The organism is Variovorax sp. M-6, assembly GCF_052114385.1.
GTDB lineage: Bacteria > Pseudomonadota > Gammaproteobacteria > Burkholderiales > Burkholderiaceae_C > Variovorax.
In genome coordinates this window covers 109,897-127,223 of the sequence record NZ_JBFREQ010000009.1, presented here as the reverse complement: position 1 = coordinate 127,223, position 17,327 = coordinate 109,897, and the positions used below count along the sequence as shown (strand labels likewise).

The 17,327-nt window shown below is 69.3% G+C and carries 17 protein-coding genes; 7 read left to right on the top strand and 10 right to left on the bottom strand.

Going from position 1 to position 17,327, the window contains the following annotated elements; genetic code table 11:
- Positions 1–2: 2 nt before the first annotated feature.
- The 7 genes from AB4Z46_RS12830 to AB4Z46_RS12800 all read right to left on the bottom strand — a co-directional run bounded on the left by AB4Z46_RS12830 (position 3) and on the right by AB4Z46_RS12800 (position 6,919).
- The gene (locus AB4Z46_RS12830; RefSeq protein ID WP_442283874.1) at positions 3–1,016 is read right to left on the bottom strand and encodes an ABC transporter ATP-binding protein; all 1,014 of its coding nucleotides are present in this window, start codon (positions 1,014–1,016) and stop codon (positions 3–5) included.
- Positions 1,013–2,035, bottom strand: coding sequence for an ABC transporter ATP-binding protein (locus AB4Z46_RS12825; RefSeq protein ID WP_442283873.1), 1,023 nt, complete (start codon positions 2,033–2,035; stop codon positions 1,013–1,015). The genes AB4Z46_RS12830 and AB4Z46_RS12825 overlap by 4 nt, the downstream gene beginning before the upstream one ends.
- Positions 2,032–2,859 carry an ABC transporter permease gene (locus tag AB4Z46_RS12820; RefSeq protein WP_442283872.1) on the bottom strand — a complete coding sequence of 276 codons (828 nt, stop codon included), beginning with the start codon at positions 2,857–2,859 and terminating at the stop codon, positions 2,032–2,034. The genes AB4Z46_RS12825 and AB4Z46_RS12820 overlap by 4 nt, the downstream gene beginning before the upstream one ends.
- A gap of 10 nt (positions 2,860–2,869) precedes the next feature.
- The gene (locus AB4Z46_RS12815) at positions 2,870–3,805 is read right to left on the bottom strand and encodes an ABC transporter permease (RefSeq protein ID WP_442283871.1); all 936 of its coding nucleotides are present in this window, start codon (positions 3,803–3,805) and stop codon (positions 2,870–2,872) included.
- A gap of 13 nt (positions 3,806–3,818) precedes the next feature.
- Entirely contained in the window at positions 3,819–5,357 is a 1,539-nt protein-coding gene (locus AB4Z46_RS12810; RefSeq protein ID WP_442283870.1) for an ABC transporter substrate-binding protein, read from the bottom strand.
- A 91-nt stretch (positions 5,358–5,448) separates the two neighbouring features.
- Positions 5,449–5,949 carry a MarR family winged helix-turn-helix transcriptional regulator gene (locus AB4Z46_RS12805; protein WP_442283869.1) on the bottom strand — a complete coding sequence of 167 codons (501 nt, stop codon included), beginning with the start codon at positions 5,947–5,949 and terminating at the stop codon, positions 5,449–5,451.
- A 61-nt stretch (positions 5,950–6,010) separates the two neighbouring features.
- Positions 6,011–6,919 (bottom strand): alpha/beta hydrolase, encoded by a 909-nt coding sequence (locus AB4Z46_RS12800; protein WP_442283868.1) that lies wholly within the window; start codon positions 6,917–6,919, stop codon positions 6,011–6,013.
- A 131-nt stretch (positions 6,920–7,050) separates the two neighbouring features.
- On the opposite strand from AB4Z46_RS12800, the gene AB4Z46_RS12795 reads away from it, so the two are divergent.
- From AB4Z46_RS12795 to AB4Z46_RS12780, 4 genes are read left to right on the top strand one after another with little or no spacing between them, the layout of a single operon-like run.
- Positions 7,051–7,647, top strand: coding sequence for an NADPH-dependent FMN reductase (locus tag AB4Z46_RS12795; RefSeq protein WP_442283867.1), 597 nt, complete (start codon positions 7,051–7,053; stop codon positions 7,645–7,647).
- Positions 7,648–7,687: 40 nt separating this feature from the next.
- Entirely contained in the window at positions 7,688–8,488 is an 801-nt protein-coding gene (locus AB4Z46_RS12790; RefSeq protein WP_442283866.1) for an alpha/beta fold hydrolase, read from the top strand.
- Positions 8,485–9,654: an LLM class flavin-dependent oxidoreductase gene (locus AB4Z46_RS12785; protein WP_442283865.1), complete on the top strand. Its 1,170-nt coding sequence runs from the start codon at positions 8,485–8,487 to the stop codon at positions 9,652–9,654. Before AB4Z46_RS12790 ends, AB4Z46_RS12785 begins: the two co-directional genes overlap by 4 nt.
- A gap of 35 nt (positions 9,655–9,689) precedes the next feature.
- Positions 9,690–10,667: a Bug family tripartite tricarboxylate transporter substrate binding protein gene (locus AB4Z46_RS12780; RefSeq protein WP_442283864.1), complete on the top strand. Its 978-nt coding sequence runs from the start codon at positions 9,690–9,692 to the stop codon at positions 10,665–10,667.
- 12 nt (positions 10,668–10,679) lie between these two features.
- Here the strand turns inward: AB4Z46_RS12780 and AB4Z46_RS12775 are convergent, their stop codons facing one another.
- The 3 genes from AB4Z46_RS12775 to AB4Z46_RS12765 form a co-directional block, all read right to left on the bottom strand.
- Positions 10,680–11,150, bottom strand: coding sequence for a MarR family winged helix-turn-helix transcriptional regulator (locus AB4Z46_RS12775; RefSeq protein ID WP_442283863.1), 471 nt, complete (start codon positions 11,148–11,150; stop codon positions 10,680–10,682).
- A 108-nt stretch (positions 11,151–11,258) separates the two neighbouring features.
- Complete coding sequence (locus AB4Z46_RS12770; RefSeq protein ID WP_442283862.1) at positions 11,259–12,425, bottom strand: alpha/beta hydrolase; 1,167 nt, start codon at positions 12,423–12,425, stop codon at positions 11,259–11,261.
- Positions 12,422–13,588 carry a homogentisate 1,2-dioxygenase gene (locus AB4Z46_RS12765; protein ID WP_442283861.1) on the bottom strand — a complete coding sequence of 389 codons (1,167 nt, stop codon included), beginning with the start codon at positions 13,586–13,588 and terminating at the stop codon, positions 12,422–12,424. The genes AB4Z46_RS12770 and AB4Z46_RS12765 overlap by 4 nt, the downstream gene beginning before the upstream one ends.
- A 162-nt stretch (positions 13,589–13,750) precedes the next feature.
- On the opposite strand from AB4Z46_RS12765, the gene AB4Z46_RS12760 reads away from it, so the two are divergent.
- The 3 genes from AB4Z46_RS12760 to AB4Z46_RS12750 are packed head-to-tail and all read left to right on the top strand — an operon-like array spanning position 13,751 to position 17,317.
- Positions 13,751–15,454, top strand: coding sequence for an FAD-dependent monooxygenase (locus AB4Z46_RS12760; RefSeq protein ID WP_442283860.1), 1,704 nt, complete (start codon positions 13,751–13,753; stop codon positions 15,452–15,454).
- Positions 15,447–15,626, top strand: a complete 180-nt coding sequence (locus AB4Z46_RS12755; protein WP_442283859.1) for a DUF2783 domain-containing protein — start codon at positions 15,447–15,449, stop codon at positions 15,624–15,626. The genes AB4Z46_RS12760 and AB4Z46_RS12755 overlap by 8 nt, the downstream gene beginning before the upstream one ends.
- Entirely contained in the window at positions 15,623–17,317 is a 1,695-nt protein-coding gene (locus tag AB4Z46_RS12750) for a thiamine pyrophosphate-dependent enzyme (protein WP_442283858.1), read from the top strand. The genes AB4Z46_RS12755 and AB4Z46_RS12750 overlap by 4 nt, the downstream gene beginning before the upstream one ends.
- The last annotated feature ends 10 nt before the right edge of the window (positions 17,318–17,327 follow it).

The window sequence follows — 17,327 nt, the reverse complement described above, 5'->3', positions numbered from 1 at the left end:
CCTCAGACCACGCCGGTCGCCTGCGGCAGCTGCGCTGCCAGGTGGCAGGCCACGCGATGCCCGGCCTGCACCCCGCGGTTCGCATCCAGCGGCGGCACCGACGCCCGACAGACGTCCTGCGCATGCGGGCAGCGCGGATGGAACGCGCACCCCGGCGGCGGCGACACCGGGTTCGGCAGGTCGCCCACGATGTCCTGTTCGCGGCGGCGCCGCGACGGATCGGGGCGCGGAATGGACTCGAGCAGCGCCCGCGTGTAGGGGTGCTGCGGGTTGCGGAAGATCTGCTCGACCGGCCCGTACTCCACGATCCGGCCCAGATAGACGATCGCCACCTGGTCGCAGACGTGCTCGATGATGGCCAGGTCGTGCGAGATGATGACGTAGCTCAGGCCGAACTCGCGCCGCAGGTCGGCCATCAGGTTGAGGATCTGCGCCCGCACCGAGACATCGAGTGCGCTCACCGGCTCGTCGGCCACCACCAGCTTGGGATTGAGCGCCAGGGCCCGCGCGAGGCCGATGCGCTGGCGCTGGCCGCCCGAGAACTGGTGCGGGTACTGGCGGGCCTGCGCGCGCGACAGCCCGACCTTCTCGAGCAGTTCCAGCGCCCTTGCGTCCGCCTGCGCGCGCGTCATGCGGCCGAGCGCATCGAGCGGTTCGCGCACCAGCTCGATGGCGCGCAACCGCGGATCCAGCGAGGCATACGGGTCCTGGAAGACGAACTGCATGTCGCGCCGCGCCTCGCGCAGTTCGCGTCCCTTGATGTGCGTGATGTCGCGCCCGCGCAGCGTGATCCTTCCGTCGGTGGGTTCGTGCAGGCGCAGGATGCAGCGCGCGAGCGTGGTCTTGCCGCAGCCGCTTTCGCCGACGATGCCCAGCGTCTCGCCCTGGCGCAGCGAGAAGCTCACGTCGTTGACCGCATGCACGTACTGCCGCGGCTGCATGAAGCCGCGCTGCCGCACCGGGTAGCGCATGCTGAGCCGGTCGATCTCGAGCAGCATCTCGCCTGCGTCGCTCATGGTCCAGTCTCCTGCGAAGCGTTGTCATCGGGCGGCGGCGAGCGCAGCCAGCAGGCCGCGGCGTGGCCGCTGCCGTCGTCCACCAATGGCGGCGCCGCCTCGGTGCAGCGTGCGACGGCCAGCGCGCAGCGCGGCGCGAAGCGGCATCCCTGGCGCAGCACCCCGATGCCCGGCACGCTGCCCGGAATCTCGGCGAGCCGCCGCACCCCGTCGCGCCAGCGCGCGCCGAGCCGCGGCACCGACGCCAGCAGCCCCTCCGAATAGGGATGGCGGGGCTGCGCGAACACCGCGCCGACCTCGCCGGTCTCGGCGATGCGCCCGCCGTACATCACGGCCACGCGGTCGGCGTACTGGGCGACCACACCCATGTCGTGCGTGATCAGGATCACCGACAGGCCGAGCTCGCGGCGCAGCCGGTCGATCAGGTTCAGCACCTGCGCCTGGATCGTGACGTCGAGCGCGGTGGTGGGCTCGTCGGCGATCAACACCTCCGGCGTGTAGGCCAGCGCCATTGCGATCATCGCGCGCTGCCGCATGCCGCCGCTGATCTCGTGCGGGTAGCGCCGCATGATGCCTTCGGGATCCGGGATCCGGACCAGCTTGAGCAGGTCGAGCACCCGCCTGCGGCTCGCCTCGCCGGCGCCGTCGCCGTGCGCGACGAAGACCTCGCCGACCTGGTCCCCGATGGTGTAGCAGGGATTGAGCGCCGACAGCGGCTCCTGGAAGATCATCGAGATGCGGCGCCCGCGGATCTGGCGCAGGGTGGCGTCGGTCGCCGCCGCCAGGTCCATGCCGTCGAACAGGATCTGGCCGCCCGCCACGCGACCGGCTTGGCGATCGATGAGCCGCAACAGCGAGAGCGCCGTGACGCTCTTGCCGGAGCCGGACTCGCCGACCAGGCCGAGGATCTCGCCGCGCTTCAGCGCGAAGGACACGCCGTCGACCGCGCGCCGCGCGCCGTCGCCGCGGCCGAACTCGGTGACGAGGCCGCGCACCTCGAGGATCGGTGGCGGATTCATGCCTGTACCCCCCGCAGGCGCGGATCGAGGATGTCCCGCAGCGCGTCGCCCAGCAGGTTGAAGCCGATCAGCGTCAACGTCAGCATCAGGCCCGGAAAGGTCGTGAGCCAGGGCGCGCCGAGGATGTTGCTGCGGCCCTCGGCCAGCATGTTGCCCCACGAGGGCTCGGGCGGCGTGACGCCGACGCCGAGGAACGACAGGCCGGCCTCGATCAGGATGGCGTCCGCCATGAACACCGTGCAGGTCACGATGATCTGCGCGGTCGCGTTCGGCAGCAGGTGGCGCACGATGATGCGGTAGGGCGTCTGCCCCGAAGCGCGCGCGGCGTCGACGTAGTCGAGTTCGCGCAGCGCCAGGGTTTCTGCCCGCACCACGCGCGCGAAGCGCGGCACGAACAGCAGGCTGATGGTCAGGATCAGGTTCATCAGGCTCGGGCCCAGCGCGGCCACCAGCGCCAGCGCGAGCACCACGATCGGAAAGCTCAGCAGCACGTCGATCGGCCGCATCAGCACCAGGTCGACCCAGCCGCCGAAGAAGCCCGCCGCGAGGCCGATCGCCGAGCCGATCGCGCAGCCGATGGCCACGCTTGCGAAGCCGATCATGAGCGAAGGCCGGGCGCCCCACACCATGCGCGACAGGATGTCGCGGCCGAAGAAGTCGGTGCCCAGCCAATTGGCGGCCGAGGGCGGCATCACGCTGACCGCAGGATCGAGCTGCAGCGGGTCGAAGGGCGCGAGCAGCGGCGCCAGCAGCGCGGTGAGCAGGATCAGGAGGACCAGCAAGGCGCCGGCCAGAGCCTTGGGGCTCTGCAGTAGACGGGACATGGAGGGCGCCTCAGACGCGGATGCGCGGGTTCAACGCCCCGTACAGCGCATCGGTCAGGAAGTTGGTCAGGATGAAGAGGGCGGCGAAGATCGCGACCGCGGCCTGCACCTGCGGATAGTCGCGCTGGAGGATGGCGTCCCAGATCATGGTGCCGACGCCGGGCCGCGCAAACACCACCTCGACGATCACGGCGCCGCCCAGCAGTTGCCCCACCGTGAGGCCGAGCACCGTGATGACCGAGAGCAGGGCGTTGCGCAGCGCGTGCCGCACGATCACGACGCGCTCGGGCAGGCCCTTGGCGCGCGCGGTGCGCACATAGTCGCGGCCGAGCGTCTCGAGCATGCTGGAGCGGGTCAGCCGCGTCGACAGGCCCAGGAAGCCGGCCGCGAGCGTGGCGGCCGGCAGCGCGATGTGATGCAGCTGCGAGAGCAGGCCGCCGCCATCGGCGCCGCCGTAGATCGGGAACCAGTCGAGCCAGTACGAGAACACCAGCAGCAGGATCAGACCGAGCCAGAACTGCGGCATCGACATCAGCAGGAACACCGCGACCGAGACGCCGTAGTCGACCCAGCTGTCGCGCTTGACCGCGCTGATCACGCCGGCCGGGATGCTGACCACGATGACGATGGTGATCGCCGCCGCGCAGAGCATCAGCGTCGAGGGCAAGGCTTCCAGCACGCGCCCGAGCGCCGGCGTCTTGGTGGTGATCGACAGGCCCCAGTCGCCGCGCAGGAAGTCGAACATGAAATGGCCGTACTGCACCAGCAGCGAGCGGTCGAGCCCGAGCTGGTGGCGCACCCGCTCGAGGTCGGCGCCGGTCGCGTCGGCGCCCAGCATGGCCTGCGCCGGATCGCCCGGGATCATCCGCAGGATCAGGAACAGAACGGTGATGGCGCCGAGCAGCGTCGGCACCGCCCGCAGCAGGAATCGCAGGACGAACTTCATGCGCGAGTGCGGGCTATTTCTGGATGAAGGCGGTCTCGACCAGCGGCGCGTTCTCGGGCACGCGGTACGGGCCCAGGCCCTTCACGTACTTCTGCACCACGTGCGTGTTGAGTTCGAGCGTGATCGGGATCGAGGGGCTGTCTTCGGCAATCCGCTTGAGGGCCTCGGTATAGAGGGCGGCGCGCTGCTTGTCGTCGAAGGTCACGCGCGCCTTGTCGATGAGGTCGTCGACGCCCGAATAGAAGGCGCAGTTGGTGCCCTTGGGCGGCTGGTTGCTCGAGTGGTAGCTCGAGAACAGGAAGGCGTCCGCGGTCGGCGCGCGGAAGTGCGCGTTCCAGATGATGTCGTGCTCGCCCTGGCCCAGCGCGCGGAACCAGGTCGGCCGGTCGATCATCTTGAGCACCAGCGTCACGCCCGATGCCTTGAGCTGGGCCTGCAGCATCACGGCCTCGCGCTGGTAGTCGGTGGGGATCGTGAGCGTGCAGCTGAGGTTGGCCACGCCGGCGTCGGCGAGCATCTTGCGCGCCTTGGCCGGGTCGTGCTCGTAGCGGCGCACGTTGTCGGTGTAGCCCTCGACGCCCGGCGGGACCACGGTGTCGACGACGCGGCCGCGCTGCGCGTACACGGCCTGCACGATGGCCTTCTTGTCGATCGCGTGCTGGAAGGCCTGGCGCACCTCCTTGCGGTCGAAGGGCGCCTTCGAGGTGTTGAAGGTCAGGAGGAAGATCCCGGTCGAGACGTCGGACACCTTCACGTCGGCCTTGGGATTGCGCAGGTAGCGGTCGATGTTCTCGCGCTCCTTGACGGCGACGATGTCGAGCTGGCCGCGATCGAAGGCCAGCGTCGCGGTGCTGGATTCGCGAATGATCTTGAACGAGATGCGATCGAGCTTCGGCTTCGATCCGAAGTACTCGTCGTTTCGCTTCAGCACGACTTCCTGGTCGAGCACCGCCTTCTCCACCATGAAGGGCCCGGTGCCGATGATCTGCTTGCCGTAGTCGGCGCCCTGCGCCTTCGACGCCGCCTCGCTCATCAGGAAGCCGCCGCGGAAGGTCGCCATCGCGTGCGGGAACACCGCCGAGGGCGCCTTGAGCGTGAACTTCACCGTGTGGTCGTCCAGCACGTCGACCGTGGCGATTTCCTGCAGCTGGCCCGCGTTGCGCGACTTGGTCTCGGGATTCAGGATGCGTTCCACCGACCACTTCACGTCGCGCGCGGTGAAGGGGCCGAAGCCGCCGTGCCACTTCACATCCTTGCGCAGCTTGAAGGTGTAGACCTTGCCGCCCTCGCTCACCTCGAAACCGGTCGCCAGGTCCGGCACGAGGTCGAACTTCGGGCCGGGCACATAGCGCATGAGCGCATTGCTGACCAGGATCGCGATGCGGCCCTCGTCGCCCGCAGAGGTCTGGTGCGCCGGGTCGAGCGAGTTGAGCGCGTTGCTCTGGATGCGCAGGTGCTGCTCGTCGGCGGCCATCGCGTGCCATGCCGGAAGACCGGTGGCCGCTGCGGCCGCCGAGGCCTTGAGCAACGCACGGCGATTGAAACTGGACATCTTGTCTCCTCTTCGGGTTTAATCAATTGGTAAGTGTAATTACTAAATGGAGCGTAGTGAGCCCTCCGTCGACTGTCAAGGCCGGCAGTACCTACTTGACGCCAGATCGTAAGTGCACGCCCTTTTTCGGGCGTGCAAGATGCCCGAGGTCGTCTTCCACGCCCATCATCTGGCGCAGCAGGTTCATCAGTGTCTTCTGCTCCTCGCGCGAGAGGCGCGCGAGCAGGGTCTTCTGTGCCTGTCGGACGATCTGCTGCATCTCCACCAGCAGCGCCGTGCCCTCGTCGCTCAGGAACAGGGCGCGCGCGCGCCCGTCGAACGCCGACTGCTCGCGCCTCACAAGGCCACGGTCGACCAGGCGGGAGACGATGCTGCCGGTCGTCACCTTGTCGAGCGCGACCAGTCCGGCGAGCGTGACCTGGTCCACGCCGGGATGCTTGAAGAGCGCCGTCATCACGACATGCTGGGGCGCCGTGATGGAGAAGGGCGCGGCCTTGGTCTCGAAGATGGCCACCGACATCTGGTGCGCCCGACGTATGAGATGGCCCGGTTTCTCGAGCAGATCGGCGATGACCTGCGAACTTTTCTTCATGGGCATTTTTCTGCTTTCGGCTCCGCTGCGGTACTTCGGAGTCTGCCAGAAGCCGAGGTTCCTAAAGCGGCCCGCCAGCTCCCAGATTCGCTGCTGCGAAGGCCGACAGCAGGGGGGTCAGGCAGCGGTCGCGGCTGCCGATATGGAACACCTGGGTGAAATGGTTGTGGCCCGGCACGACGCAGAAGCCGGGCAGGCGTTGCCGCCGGGCCGCGACATGCTCGAGCACCGTCAGGGCCTGCGCATGGAAGCCGTCGGGGTCTTCCTCGGCCACGGTCAGCAGCAACGGCAGCCGGGTGTCGGCCAGTCCGTTCACCGAGGACTGCGCCGCATGGCGTGCGGGGTCCCGGCCGAAGTACGACTGCACCGAGGGCCGCGTGCCCATCGCCTCGATGTCGTAGATGCCCGACAGCAGCACGGCGCCGCGCAGCCCGGCGTGGCCGGCGCCATGCAGATCGCGCTGCGCGATGTAGCCGGCCGCGTGCGCAGCGCCGGCCGAGTGGCCGGCCAGCAGGATCCGCGACGTGTCGATGCCCAGCTCCGCGCCGTGGCGGCCGATCCAGTCGATGGCGCGTGCGATGTCTTGCGCGGCCGCGGGCCAGCCGTGCGCCGGCGCCAGGCGGTAGTTCATGGTGATGGCGGCCCATCCCTCGGAGGCCGCCCAGCGCCCGACGTTGTCGTACAGGTGGCTGCCCGGCCGATGCTTGTCGCCGCCGGTGAAACCGCCGCCGTGAACGAAGAGCCACACGGGCCGCAACGCCCCTGCCTGCATCGGGCCCGGCGGCAGGAACAGGTCGAGCCGGTGTCGCTCGTGTTCGCCATAGGGCAGCTCGCGCTCGATCGGTCCCGCCGGCGGCAGTTCGCTCAGCACCGCTTCGGCCCACAGGGCTTCGCTGGCGGCGACGGCCTCCGGCGACAGCTCTCGCCCGATGGCCTTCAGGCGCCGGCGCATGGATGCGACATCGTTCATGGTGAAACCCCTGGTTGTCTTCGCTTGACAGTGTCCGATGAGATCGGGTTCAATTATAAACATAGACATCTATGTAATTTCCAGATCCCGAGCGCGAGAGAGCGCCGCCGGACCGCAAGGAGCCAATGCGCATGAAAAGAAACCGTCCCTACATCGTCGCGATCGGTGGCACGACCCGTCCCGGTTCCTCCACCGAGCGGGCATTGCGCCATGCGCTGGCGTCCATCGATGCCGACACCGCGCTGTTGTGCGGCGACGACCTCGACCTGCCTCTCTTTGCGCCGCACAACCCGGTGCGCACGCCCGCGGTCGAGCGGCTGCTGCAGGAGCTTCGCCGTGCCGATGGCGTCCTGATCGGCTCGCCGGGCTACCACGGCGGCATGTCGGGCGTGATCAAGAACGCGCTCGACCACACCGAGCACATGCGCGACGACGACCGGCCCTATCTCAGTGGCCGCGCCGTCGGCTGCGTGGCCACCGCGAGCGGCTGGCAGGCCGCCGTGATGACGCTGGGCGCGATGCGCGACGTCGTGCATGCGCTGCGCGGCTGGCCCACGCCGCTGGGCGTGTGCGTGGCCGGCACCGACCCCGCGTTCGCGGCCGATGGACGCTGCCTGTCGCCGCTCGCAGGCGCCCAGCTCGCCACGATGGCGCACGAGGTGCTCGAGTTCGCACTGCTGCGGCGCGCCGCCGCGCGCCAGCCCGAGAGCGCCGAGCACGCGCTTTGAACAACACCCCTTTTGGATCAGCAACGAGGAGCAACGCCTGATGGACCATTCCCCCCCCACCACCACGACCGTGCGCATCCACGGCATCGACACCCAGGTCGAGCGCCGGGGCGCCGGCGAGACGACCATTCTCCTGCTGCACGGTTCCGATGGCGGCGACAGCCTGGCCGACCTGCAGCAGGCGCTGTCGCGCGAGGCCCGCTGCCTGCTGCCCCGGCATCCGGGTTTCGGCGGCACGGCCGCGCCAGTCTGGCTCGACAACGTCGCCGACCTCGCGAACTTCTATCTCGAACTCATCGAGCGGGAAGGGCTGAAGAAGGTGCACCTGGTCGGCGTCGACCTCGGCGGCTGGATCGCGGCCGAGATGGCCGTGCGGCACAGCGCGGCGCTGGCCTCGCTCACGCTGGTGAGCGCGCTGGGCATCCACGTGAAGGACGTGCCGGTGGTCGACGTCTTCCTGCGCACCGACGAACAGCTGATCGGCGACACCTTCCACAGCCAGGCGCTGGCCGAGCGGCTGGCGCAGGCGCCGCGCAGCGGCGAGCAGGACGAGATCGCGATCAAGAACAAGGAAGTCACGGCACGCCTGACCTGGCAGCCGCGCGGCCATGATCCGCACCTGGCCAAGTGGCTGCACCGCATCGGCGTGCCGACGCTGGTGGTCTGGGGCGCGCAGGACCGCATCCTGCCGCCGGCCTACGGCGAAGCCTGGGCCGCGCAGGTCCCGGGCGCGAAGCTCGTCACCCTCGCGGACTGCGGCCATGCGCCGCAGATCGAGAAGCCGGTCGAGCTCGCCTCGGCCATCGAACAGTTCACATCCTCTGCCAGGAGCCTCGCATGAAGTTCTTCAACTTCCACCTGATGCCGTACCGGCACGCCGACCTGGAGGCGATCGAACGCAACCAGTCGGCCTGGGTCACTTTCTCCAACAGCCACTACGATCCGGCGCTGGGCGCCGAGCTGTACCACGAGTACCTCGACCAGATGGAGTACGCCGACCGCCTCGGCTTCGACGGCGTCTGCCTCAACGAGCATCACCAGACCGCCTACGGCCTGATGCCGACGCCGGGCGTGCTGGCCGGCGCGCTGGCGCGCAGCGTCAAGCGCGCCAAGATTGCGATCCTCGGGCGCGCGCTGCCGCTGCTCAACAACCCGCTCAGCGTGGCGGAAGAGTTCGCGATGCTCGACAACCTCACGCGCGGCCGCTTCATCGCCGGCTTCGTGCGCGGCATCGGCGCCGAGTACCACGCGATGGGGATCAACCCGGCCGAGTCGCAGGCGCGCTTCGCCGAGGCGCACGACCTCATCATCCGCGCCTGGACCGAGCCGGGCCCGTTCTCGTATCACGGCAAGTACTACCAGTTCAAGTACGTCAACACCTGGCCGCGCCCCTACCAGGACCCGCATCCGCCGGTGTGGGTGCCGTCGCAGGGTTCCAGCAGCACCATCGAATGGGCCGCGGGCCTGCGCTACACCTACTGCCAGACCCTGAGCCCGATCGAGACCGTGGCCAAGTTCTTCAACATGTACCGGGAGGAAGCGCGCAAGGCCGGCTACGAAGCCAGCAACGACCAGCTCGCCTGGTCGAACTGCATCTACGTCGCCGACACCGACGAGAAGGCCATCCGCGAGGCGCGCCCGCACCTGGAGGCGCTGGTGGGCACGCTGCTCAAGATGCCGATGGAGATGCTGCTGCCGCCGGGCTACACCAACATCGAGGCCATGAAGCGCATCAAGGCCACGCGCGCCGGCGGCTTCAACAAGAAGCCGCAGACCATCGAGGATCTGATGAAGGCCGGCGTGGTGATCGTCGGCAGTCCGTCGACCGTGCGCGAGAAGCTGGCCGAGTACGAGGCGATCGCCGGTTTCGGCACGGTGCTGACCAAGACCCAGTTCGGAACGCTGCCCGACGACATGACCCGTGCGAACATGGCGGCCATCGCGCAGGAGATCATTCCTCATTTCCGCGACCCGGCGCCCGCGCCGGCGACCGCTGTCGCGGCCTGAACACCGGCCCGGCGAAGACCCAAGGAGAACTGAACGTGCGTATTCGCTTGAAGATCCTTGCCGCGGTATCGCTGGCCGCGGCCGCGCTGCTGGCCCTGCCGGCGGCGGCGCAGGGCTACCCCGACAAGCCCGTGCGGCTGGTCCTGCCGTTCCCCCCCGGCGGCTCGGCCGATTTCATCGCCCGCCTGCTGGCCGAGCAGCTGCGCGCAAAGATGGGCCAGCCCTTCATCGTCGAGAACAAGCCCGGCGCCTCGGGCAACCTGGCGACCGGCCATGTGGCGAAGTCGCCCGACGACGGCTACACGCTGCTGGTCGGCGTGACCGGCGCGATGGCGATCAACCCGACGCTCTACCGCGGCCTCGACTACGCCCCCGAGACCGACTTCGCGGCGATCTCGATGGTGGCGCAGGCGCCGGTGGTGATCGTCGCCAGCCCCGAGTCGGGCGTGAGCTCGCTGAAGCAGCTGGTTGACCGCTCCCGTGCGGCACCGGGCAAGTTCTCCTATGCGACCAACGGCGTGGGCACCAGCCACCACCTCGCGGCGGAGATGTTCAAGGGCGTTGCCGGCATCGACATCCGCAACGTGCCCTACAAGGGAACGCCCGGCGCGCTGCAGGACATCGTCGGCGGGCGCATCGAGTTCGGCTTCATGGACCTCACGGCCTCGCTGCCGCTGATCGCCGCCGGCCGCATCAAGGCGCTCGCCACCACCGGCGCGGCGCGCTCGGCCGCGCTGCCCGATGTGCCCACGGTGGCCGAGTCCGGCTTTCCCGCCTACGACGCCGTCACCTGGATCGCGCTCTTCGCGCCCAAGGGGATGAAGCAGGAGGACGTCCGGAAGCTGTCCGTCCAGGTGAATGCCGTGCTGGCCGATCCCGCGGTGCGCGCCAAGGGCGTGGTGCAGGGTCTCGACGTGGCCGGCAGCACGCCGGCGGCGCTGCAGAAGTTCCTCGCCGACGAGAACCTGAAGTGGCGCCGCGTCGTCACCGACGCCGGGATCAAGATCGACTAGGGCCTACAGGCCCTAGCGCCCGCTCTCGAGGTTCTGCGTCATCCGGGCGCAGATGCTCAGGAAGCTCTGGATCTCGGCGTCGCTCAGGCCCTCGATGGCCTGCTCGTACACGGTGTGGGCATGCTCCGTCATGAGCTTGAGCATCGCCTCGCCGTGCGGCGTGAGCGTCACCAGCTTGCGGCGGGCGTCGTGGTCGTCGGTCTGGCGTGCGATCAGGCCGCTCTTTTCCATCCGGTTGAGCGTCACGGCCATCGAGGGCTGTTCGATGCCGCACAGGCGCGAGAGCTCGATCTGCGTCGACACCTTGAGCTCGTTGAGGCAGCGCAGCACCGGGTACTGCGCGGGCATGACGCCGTGCACCGCCGTCTTCTTGGCCAGGCTCCAGACGATCCGGCGCGACAGCGTGCTGACGGCGAAGCCGAGCCCGGGTGCACGGACCTGATCGTTCGCAGACCGCTTGGCGTCCGGACGCTTCTTGCTCATCGTTCAAATTCCAGAGGGGGAGCCCGGTGCCGGACGTTCGCGGAGACTGCGGCAAGTTTAGCTTTGAACGGTGGCCGGTTCAGGCCGCGGGCTCGCGCCCGCGCTGCCTCACGGCAGGCCGAGCGACCAGTCGACGATGAGCCGGCAGCATTCCAGTTTCTGCGCGGGCTGGTCGAACAGGTAGTGCTTGGCGCCCTGGATCGGCGTCAGCACCTTGTTTGCGTGTGGCACCGCGTCATACAACATCCTGGCGTGCCCCGGGTAGCACCCCGGGTCGGCCGTGCCGTAGATGACATGCACCGGTGCCTTGACCGTGCGCAGGCGCTCGGGACCATCGCCGTTGGAGCAGCGCGTGCTCCATTGAGAGAGCCAGGAGCGCAGCGAGGTGTAGTGGCCGATGGAGGCCGGCATCAGGTTGGCGACGAACGGCTCGCCCCACTGGGTGGTCGCGGCGCGGTCCGACGGGTCGAGCGACAGGTCGAGGTTGCGCGGATCGGCCATGGTGGCATGCACCGTGAAAGGCAGGTCGTCGACCCGTCCCTGGGTCTTGTCCTTCAGTTCCTCCAGGCGGTCGAGGGCCCACTGCGTGATGCGCTCGTTGCGCGCCACCTGGGCGGCGCGATAGCGCACCAGGAAACCGTCCGTGTACGGCGGGCCGTTGGCCGGGTTGAACATGTCCAGCGCCGGGTCGCGCCGGAAGGGATCGGCCTCGTCGAGCACCGCCGGGTCCAGCTTCTCGGTCAGCACGGTGCTGCGCCCGGGGTGGGCCATCAGCATGACGAGGCCGTCCGCGGGCGGCAGGTCGGCCCGCGTCAGGTCGGGCGGGCCGCCCGCGGGCGGCGCCTTGATCGTCGGCCGTTCGGCCTGGTTCTGATAGAGCGCGACCAGGCCGCCGCCGCCGGAATTGCCGATCAGGATCACGCGGCGGTAGCCCTGGGTGCGCAGGTGCCGGATCACGGAGCCGATGTCGACCACGCAGTGCTCCAGCAGCAGCATGGATTCGTTGCCGATGTAGCGCGTGGTCATGCCCACCGCGTCGACGCCGCAGTCGGCCAGCGTCGCCAGCGCATAGTGGCCCATGAAGTTGGAGGAGGGATGCACCACCACGACCGCGGTGTCGGCCAGCGGGCCGTCGACGCCCGCGGCGCGATGGCGGGTGCACCAGAGCACGCCGGCGCGGCGTGCCACGCCGGACTGCACATCCATGCCGCCCGCGCTCTGCATCGGGACGGCCAGCAGCTCGGGGCCGCGGGTGGGGTGGGTGGTGGTGTTCAACGCGCGTTCCATGACTGGTAGTAGTCCGGCCGGGCCGCATCCAGCGCGGCGCGTCCGAGCAGCAGGGGCTTGAAGGTGTCGAGCATGACGGCGAACTCCTCGGTGCGCTGCCCGACCCGCGAGGCCCCGCCTTCGTAGGCGGCCGGCTGGGGGCCGTGGATGTGGCCCGCGGGGTGCAGGGACAGCGCGCCGCGCTCGACGCCGCTGCCCTTGCGGCTGAAGAAGTTGCCTTCGGCGTAGAAGATCAGCTCGTCCGAATCCACGTTCTGGTGGTACGACGGGATCGGCATCGCCCGCGGGTCGTAGTCCATCATGCGCGGCACGAAATTGCAGAACACGCAATTGCGCGATTCGAACACCTGGTGCACGGGCGGAGGCCGATGGAAGCTGCCCGTGATCGGCGAGAAGTCGGCAATGTTCAGCGCGTGGGGGTAGTTGCAGCCGAACCAGCCCACCACGTCGAAGGGATGGGTCTGGTAGATGTACCGGGTCAGTCCGGCGCGGGTCTTCACCAGCACCTCGACGTCCGTGCCTTCGCAAAGCAGCGGCGCCGACGGGCGGCGCAGGTCGAGTTCGGAGTAGGGCGCTTCCTGGTTGTACTGGCCTTGCGCGGTCAGGTAGCGCTTGGGCGGGCGGATGTGGCCGTCGGTCTCGAACACCAGCGCGCGCAGCGCCTGGCCGCCCTGCGGCAGCCAGCGGTGCGTGGTTCCCTTGGGGATGACGACGTAGTCGCCCTGTCCCACCTCCAGCGCACCGAACACTGTCTCGAGCCGGGCCGCGCCGTCGTGCACGAAGAGCAGTTCGTCGCCCGCGGCATTGCGGTACAGCGGCGACGGCCGGTCGGCCACCGCGAACGACACCAGCACATCGGCGTTGCCGCACAGCAGATGGCGCTGGCCGACCATGTCGCCGGCCTCCTGGAGCGCGCGGGTGCCCAGCAGGCGCGGCAGCAGCGGGTGGTTGTCGACCAGCTCGGGCGCCTGCCAGGCGACCTCGCCGGCCTGCACGACGGCCGACGGCGTGGCGCGGTGGTAGAGCAGGGACATGTTGGAAGAAAAGCCTTCCTCGCCCATGACCTCCGCCGCGTACAGCCTGCCGTCATCGCGCCGGTGCTGCGAGAAGCGCTTGCGGGGAATGTCCCCGAGTTGCATGAAATAGGGCATGCGCCGTCACCTCTTTAAAAAACAGGACGATGTTTCATTTTTGTGGCGAAGCGTAGGGCGTTTGGCGGCACGCAACCATTCGGGTTTGCGTTAACAAAATGAAATCGCGTTCCAAAATACCATCGCCTCCGACCCCTTGCCACCCACAGCAAAAGCTCCGCGATGGAAATCACCTTTGACGAATACTTCGAGTACCAGCATCACGAGGCACGCCTGCCCGCGGATCTCGTGGAGGGGCGCGACTCCGTGCGGCACCCTGTGGTCATCGCCGGCGGCGGCCCGACCGGCCTGGCCCTGGCGCTGGGACTGGCCAACCACGGCATCCCGGTGGTGGTGCTGGAAGCCGACGACACGGTCTGCAGCGGCAGCCGGGCCGGCGCCTTCACCCGCCGCACGCTGGAAATCCTGCAGCAGCTGGGCGTGATCGATGAAGTGATGCGAACCGGCCATAGCTGGTCCACCGGCTGGACCTACTACGGCGACAAGGAAGTGTTCCGCTTCGACATGCCGCACGACGCCAACCAGAAATACCCGCCCGCCATCAGCCACCTGCAGAACTACGTCGAGCACTGCATGGCGAACGAAGCCGCCGCACGCCGGGGCCTGATCGACATCCGCTGGCAGACCCGCGTGAAGGCACTGCGGCAGGGCGAGGACGGTGCGCGGCTCGAAGTCGAGACGCCGCTGGGCGGCTACGCGATCGACGCCGAATGGGTGGTGGCCTGCGACGGCGGGCGCAGCACCGTGCGGGAGCTGATGGACCTGCGGATGGAAGGCAAGCGCCATGAGGGACGCTACGTCATCATCGACATCCGCATCGACACCGAAGGGCTGCCGGTCGGGCGCCGCTGCTGGTTCGACCCGCCATCGAAGCCGGGCGGCACCCTGTTGATGTACAAGAAGCCCGGCAACATGCTGCGCTTCGACTACCAGCTCGGCGACGAGGACGATGAAGCCGAGGAGACGCAGCCCGAGCGCGTCTTCGCCCAGGTCGACCGGCACCTGAAGATGATGGGTGTCGAGCGCCCGTGGAAGCCCGTGTGGATGAGCCTGTACCGCGCCAGCGCGCTGACGCTCGACAGCTACCTGCACGGGCGCGTGCTGTTCGCGGGAGATGCGGCGCACCTGGTGCCCATCTTCGGCGTGCGCGGCATGAACTCGGCCATCGACGACACCAACAACCTGGCCTGGAAGCTCGCCTTCGTGCTGAAGGGGCTGGCCGGGCCGGGCCTGCTCGAGAGCTACAGCAGCGAACGCGTGCATGCCGCGCGCGAGAACCACCGCTTCGCCTCCAAGGGCGCGGAGTTCATGGCGCCGCCGTCGGCGCCGTTTCGCCTGATGCGCGACGCGGTCCTGTCGCTGAGCCAGCGCCATCCGTGGATCACGAGCCTGATGAATCCGCGCCAGCATGCGGCGATCCCGCTGTACCTGTCGCCGCTGAACGCCGCGCCCGAAGCGTCCGCCGCCTTCGAGGCGGGGCCGGCGCCCGGCGACATCCTGCGGGAATGTCCGCTCGAGAACGACGGGCGGGCCGGCTTCCTGACGGACCTGCTGGGACCGCATTTCACCGCGTTCTACTTCAGCGAGGACGGCGAGCTGCCCGAGGCGCTGGCCCGGGCCTTCGACGGCATCGCGCGGCGCATCCCGTTCAAGGCCGGCGTCATCGCCCGCACCGGCCGACGCGCCGGCGTCGCGGTGGACGCCACGGGACGCCTGTTCCCGCTCTATGGCGCGCAGCCGGGCAGTCTGTACCTGGTGCGCCCGGACGGCCATGTCATGGGCCGATGGCGGCGCGCCGACGGCGACGCGCTGACTCTGGCGATCGATCACGCGCTGGCGGCGCAACAGGAGGAATGCCATGTCTGACCAGGAACTCGACGACGTCTACACCCGGCTTTGCTATGCGCTGACCGACGTCGGCGACGCGCAGACGCCCGCCGTGCTGGCACGCCTGACGCTGCTGTTGATGAAGCAGGTCGGCGACGCGGCGGCCATTCACCGTGCCATCGATTCGGCCCTGGAAAAGGAACCCGCGTGACCCTCCCCACACACGAAGCGGATGCGCCGGCGCCAGCCTCGCGGATGACGGGTGGCGAGGCCCTGGCGCAACAGCTGGCCGGCGAGGGCGTGCGCGACATCTTCGGCGTGCCGGGCGTGCAGCTCGACTGGGCCGTCGATGCCCTGGCGGGCATGCAAGACACGCTGCGCCTGTTCGTCCCGCGGCACGAGCAGGCCACGAGCTACATGGCGGACGGCTATGCACGCTCCAGCGGACGCACCGGCGTGAGCATGGTGGTGCCCGGGCCGGGCATGCTCAACGCGCTGGCCGGACTGGCGACCGGCTATGCCTGCAGCTCGCGCATGCTGTTCCTGGCCGCGCAGATCCCGTCCGACAGGATCGGCCGCGGCCTGGGCGTGCTGCATGAACTGCCCGACCAGTCGGGCATCCTCAAGAGCCTGGTCAAGTGGCACGGGATGGCCGATTCGCCGAAAGCCGTGCCGCAGGTGGTGCGCTGCGCCATGGCGCAGCTGCGCGAGGGCAGGCCCCGGCCGGTGGGGGTCGAATTGCCGCAGGACGTCCTGCAGCGCTCGGACGAGGTGGCGCTGGCCCCGGTCGCGCCGGATGCCGCCCGCAGCGCCTGCGACCCGGTCCTGATCGAGCGCGCCGCCCGACTGCTGCGTGGCGCGCGTTGCCCGGTGATCGTCGCCGGCGGCGGAATCTTGGCCGCGGCGGCATCGGCGTCGCTGGCGCGGCTGGCACAGCGGCTGCAGATCCCGGTGCTGGTGACGGAGAACGGCACCGGCGCGCTGTCGTCGCGCCATCCGATGGCCCTGACCTGGCTGGCGTCGCGCGCCTTGCTGCCGCATGCGGACGTGGTGCTCTGCGTGGGCAGCCGCTTCATCGATCCGCAGGGCGCGCCGCCGCGCCTGCGGCCCGGCGCGCAGCTGATCCTGGTCAATGCGGATGCGCACGACCTGGGCGCCCCCCGGCAGCCGACCGTCGCGATCCACGACGACGCCCGCGCCACGCTCGACGCGCTCGATGCCGCGCTCGATGCGCGGCAGGGGCCGCCGCCGGACCGCACGCGCGAGGTGCAGGCGCTGCGGGTCTGGACCGAGGAGCAGCTGGGCGACATCGCACCGCAGCGCGAATGGCTGCAGGCCTTGCGCAAGGCCATTCCCGACGACGGCTTCCTGGTCAGCGACCTGACGCAGGTGGGCTATCCGGCGCACCTGGGCTACCCGGTGCACGAGCCGGGCACCTTCATCGGCGCGGGCTACCAGGGCACGCTGGGACATGCCTACTGCACCGCCCTGGGTGTCGCCGTGGCGCATCCCGACCGGGCCGTGGTGGCGATCGCCGGCGACGGCGGGTTCGGCTGGACGCTGCAGGAACTGGCGACCACGCGACGCTACCGGTTGCCGGTGGTGGTGGTGGTCTTCAACAACGAGGCCTTCGGCAATGTGCGCCTGCTGCAGCGCAAGCAGTTCGGGCGCGACTACGCGACCGAACTGACCAACCCCGATTTCATGGTGCTGGCCCGGGCCTTCGGCGTGGACGGCCTGCGGGTGGCCACGCCGGCCGCCCTGGCCGGCGCGCTGGCCGACGCCATCGCTTCCCGCCGGCCGGCGCTGATCGAGGCGACGACCGGCGACTTCCCCAGTCCCTGGCACCTGATACGGGGCCATGCGCCCGCCGATCCCAACCCTCTGGGTCAACCTGCCTGAAACGAAAGAG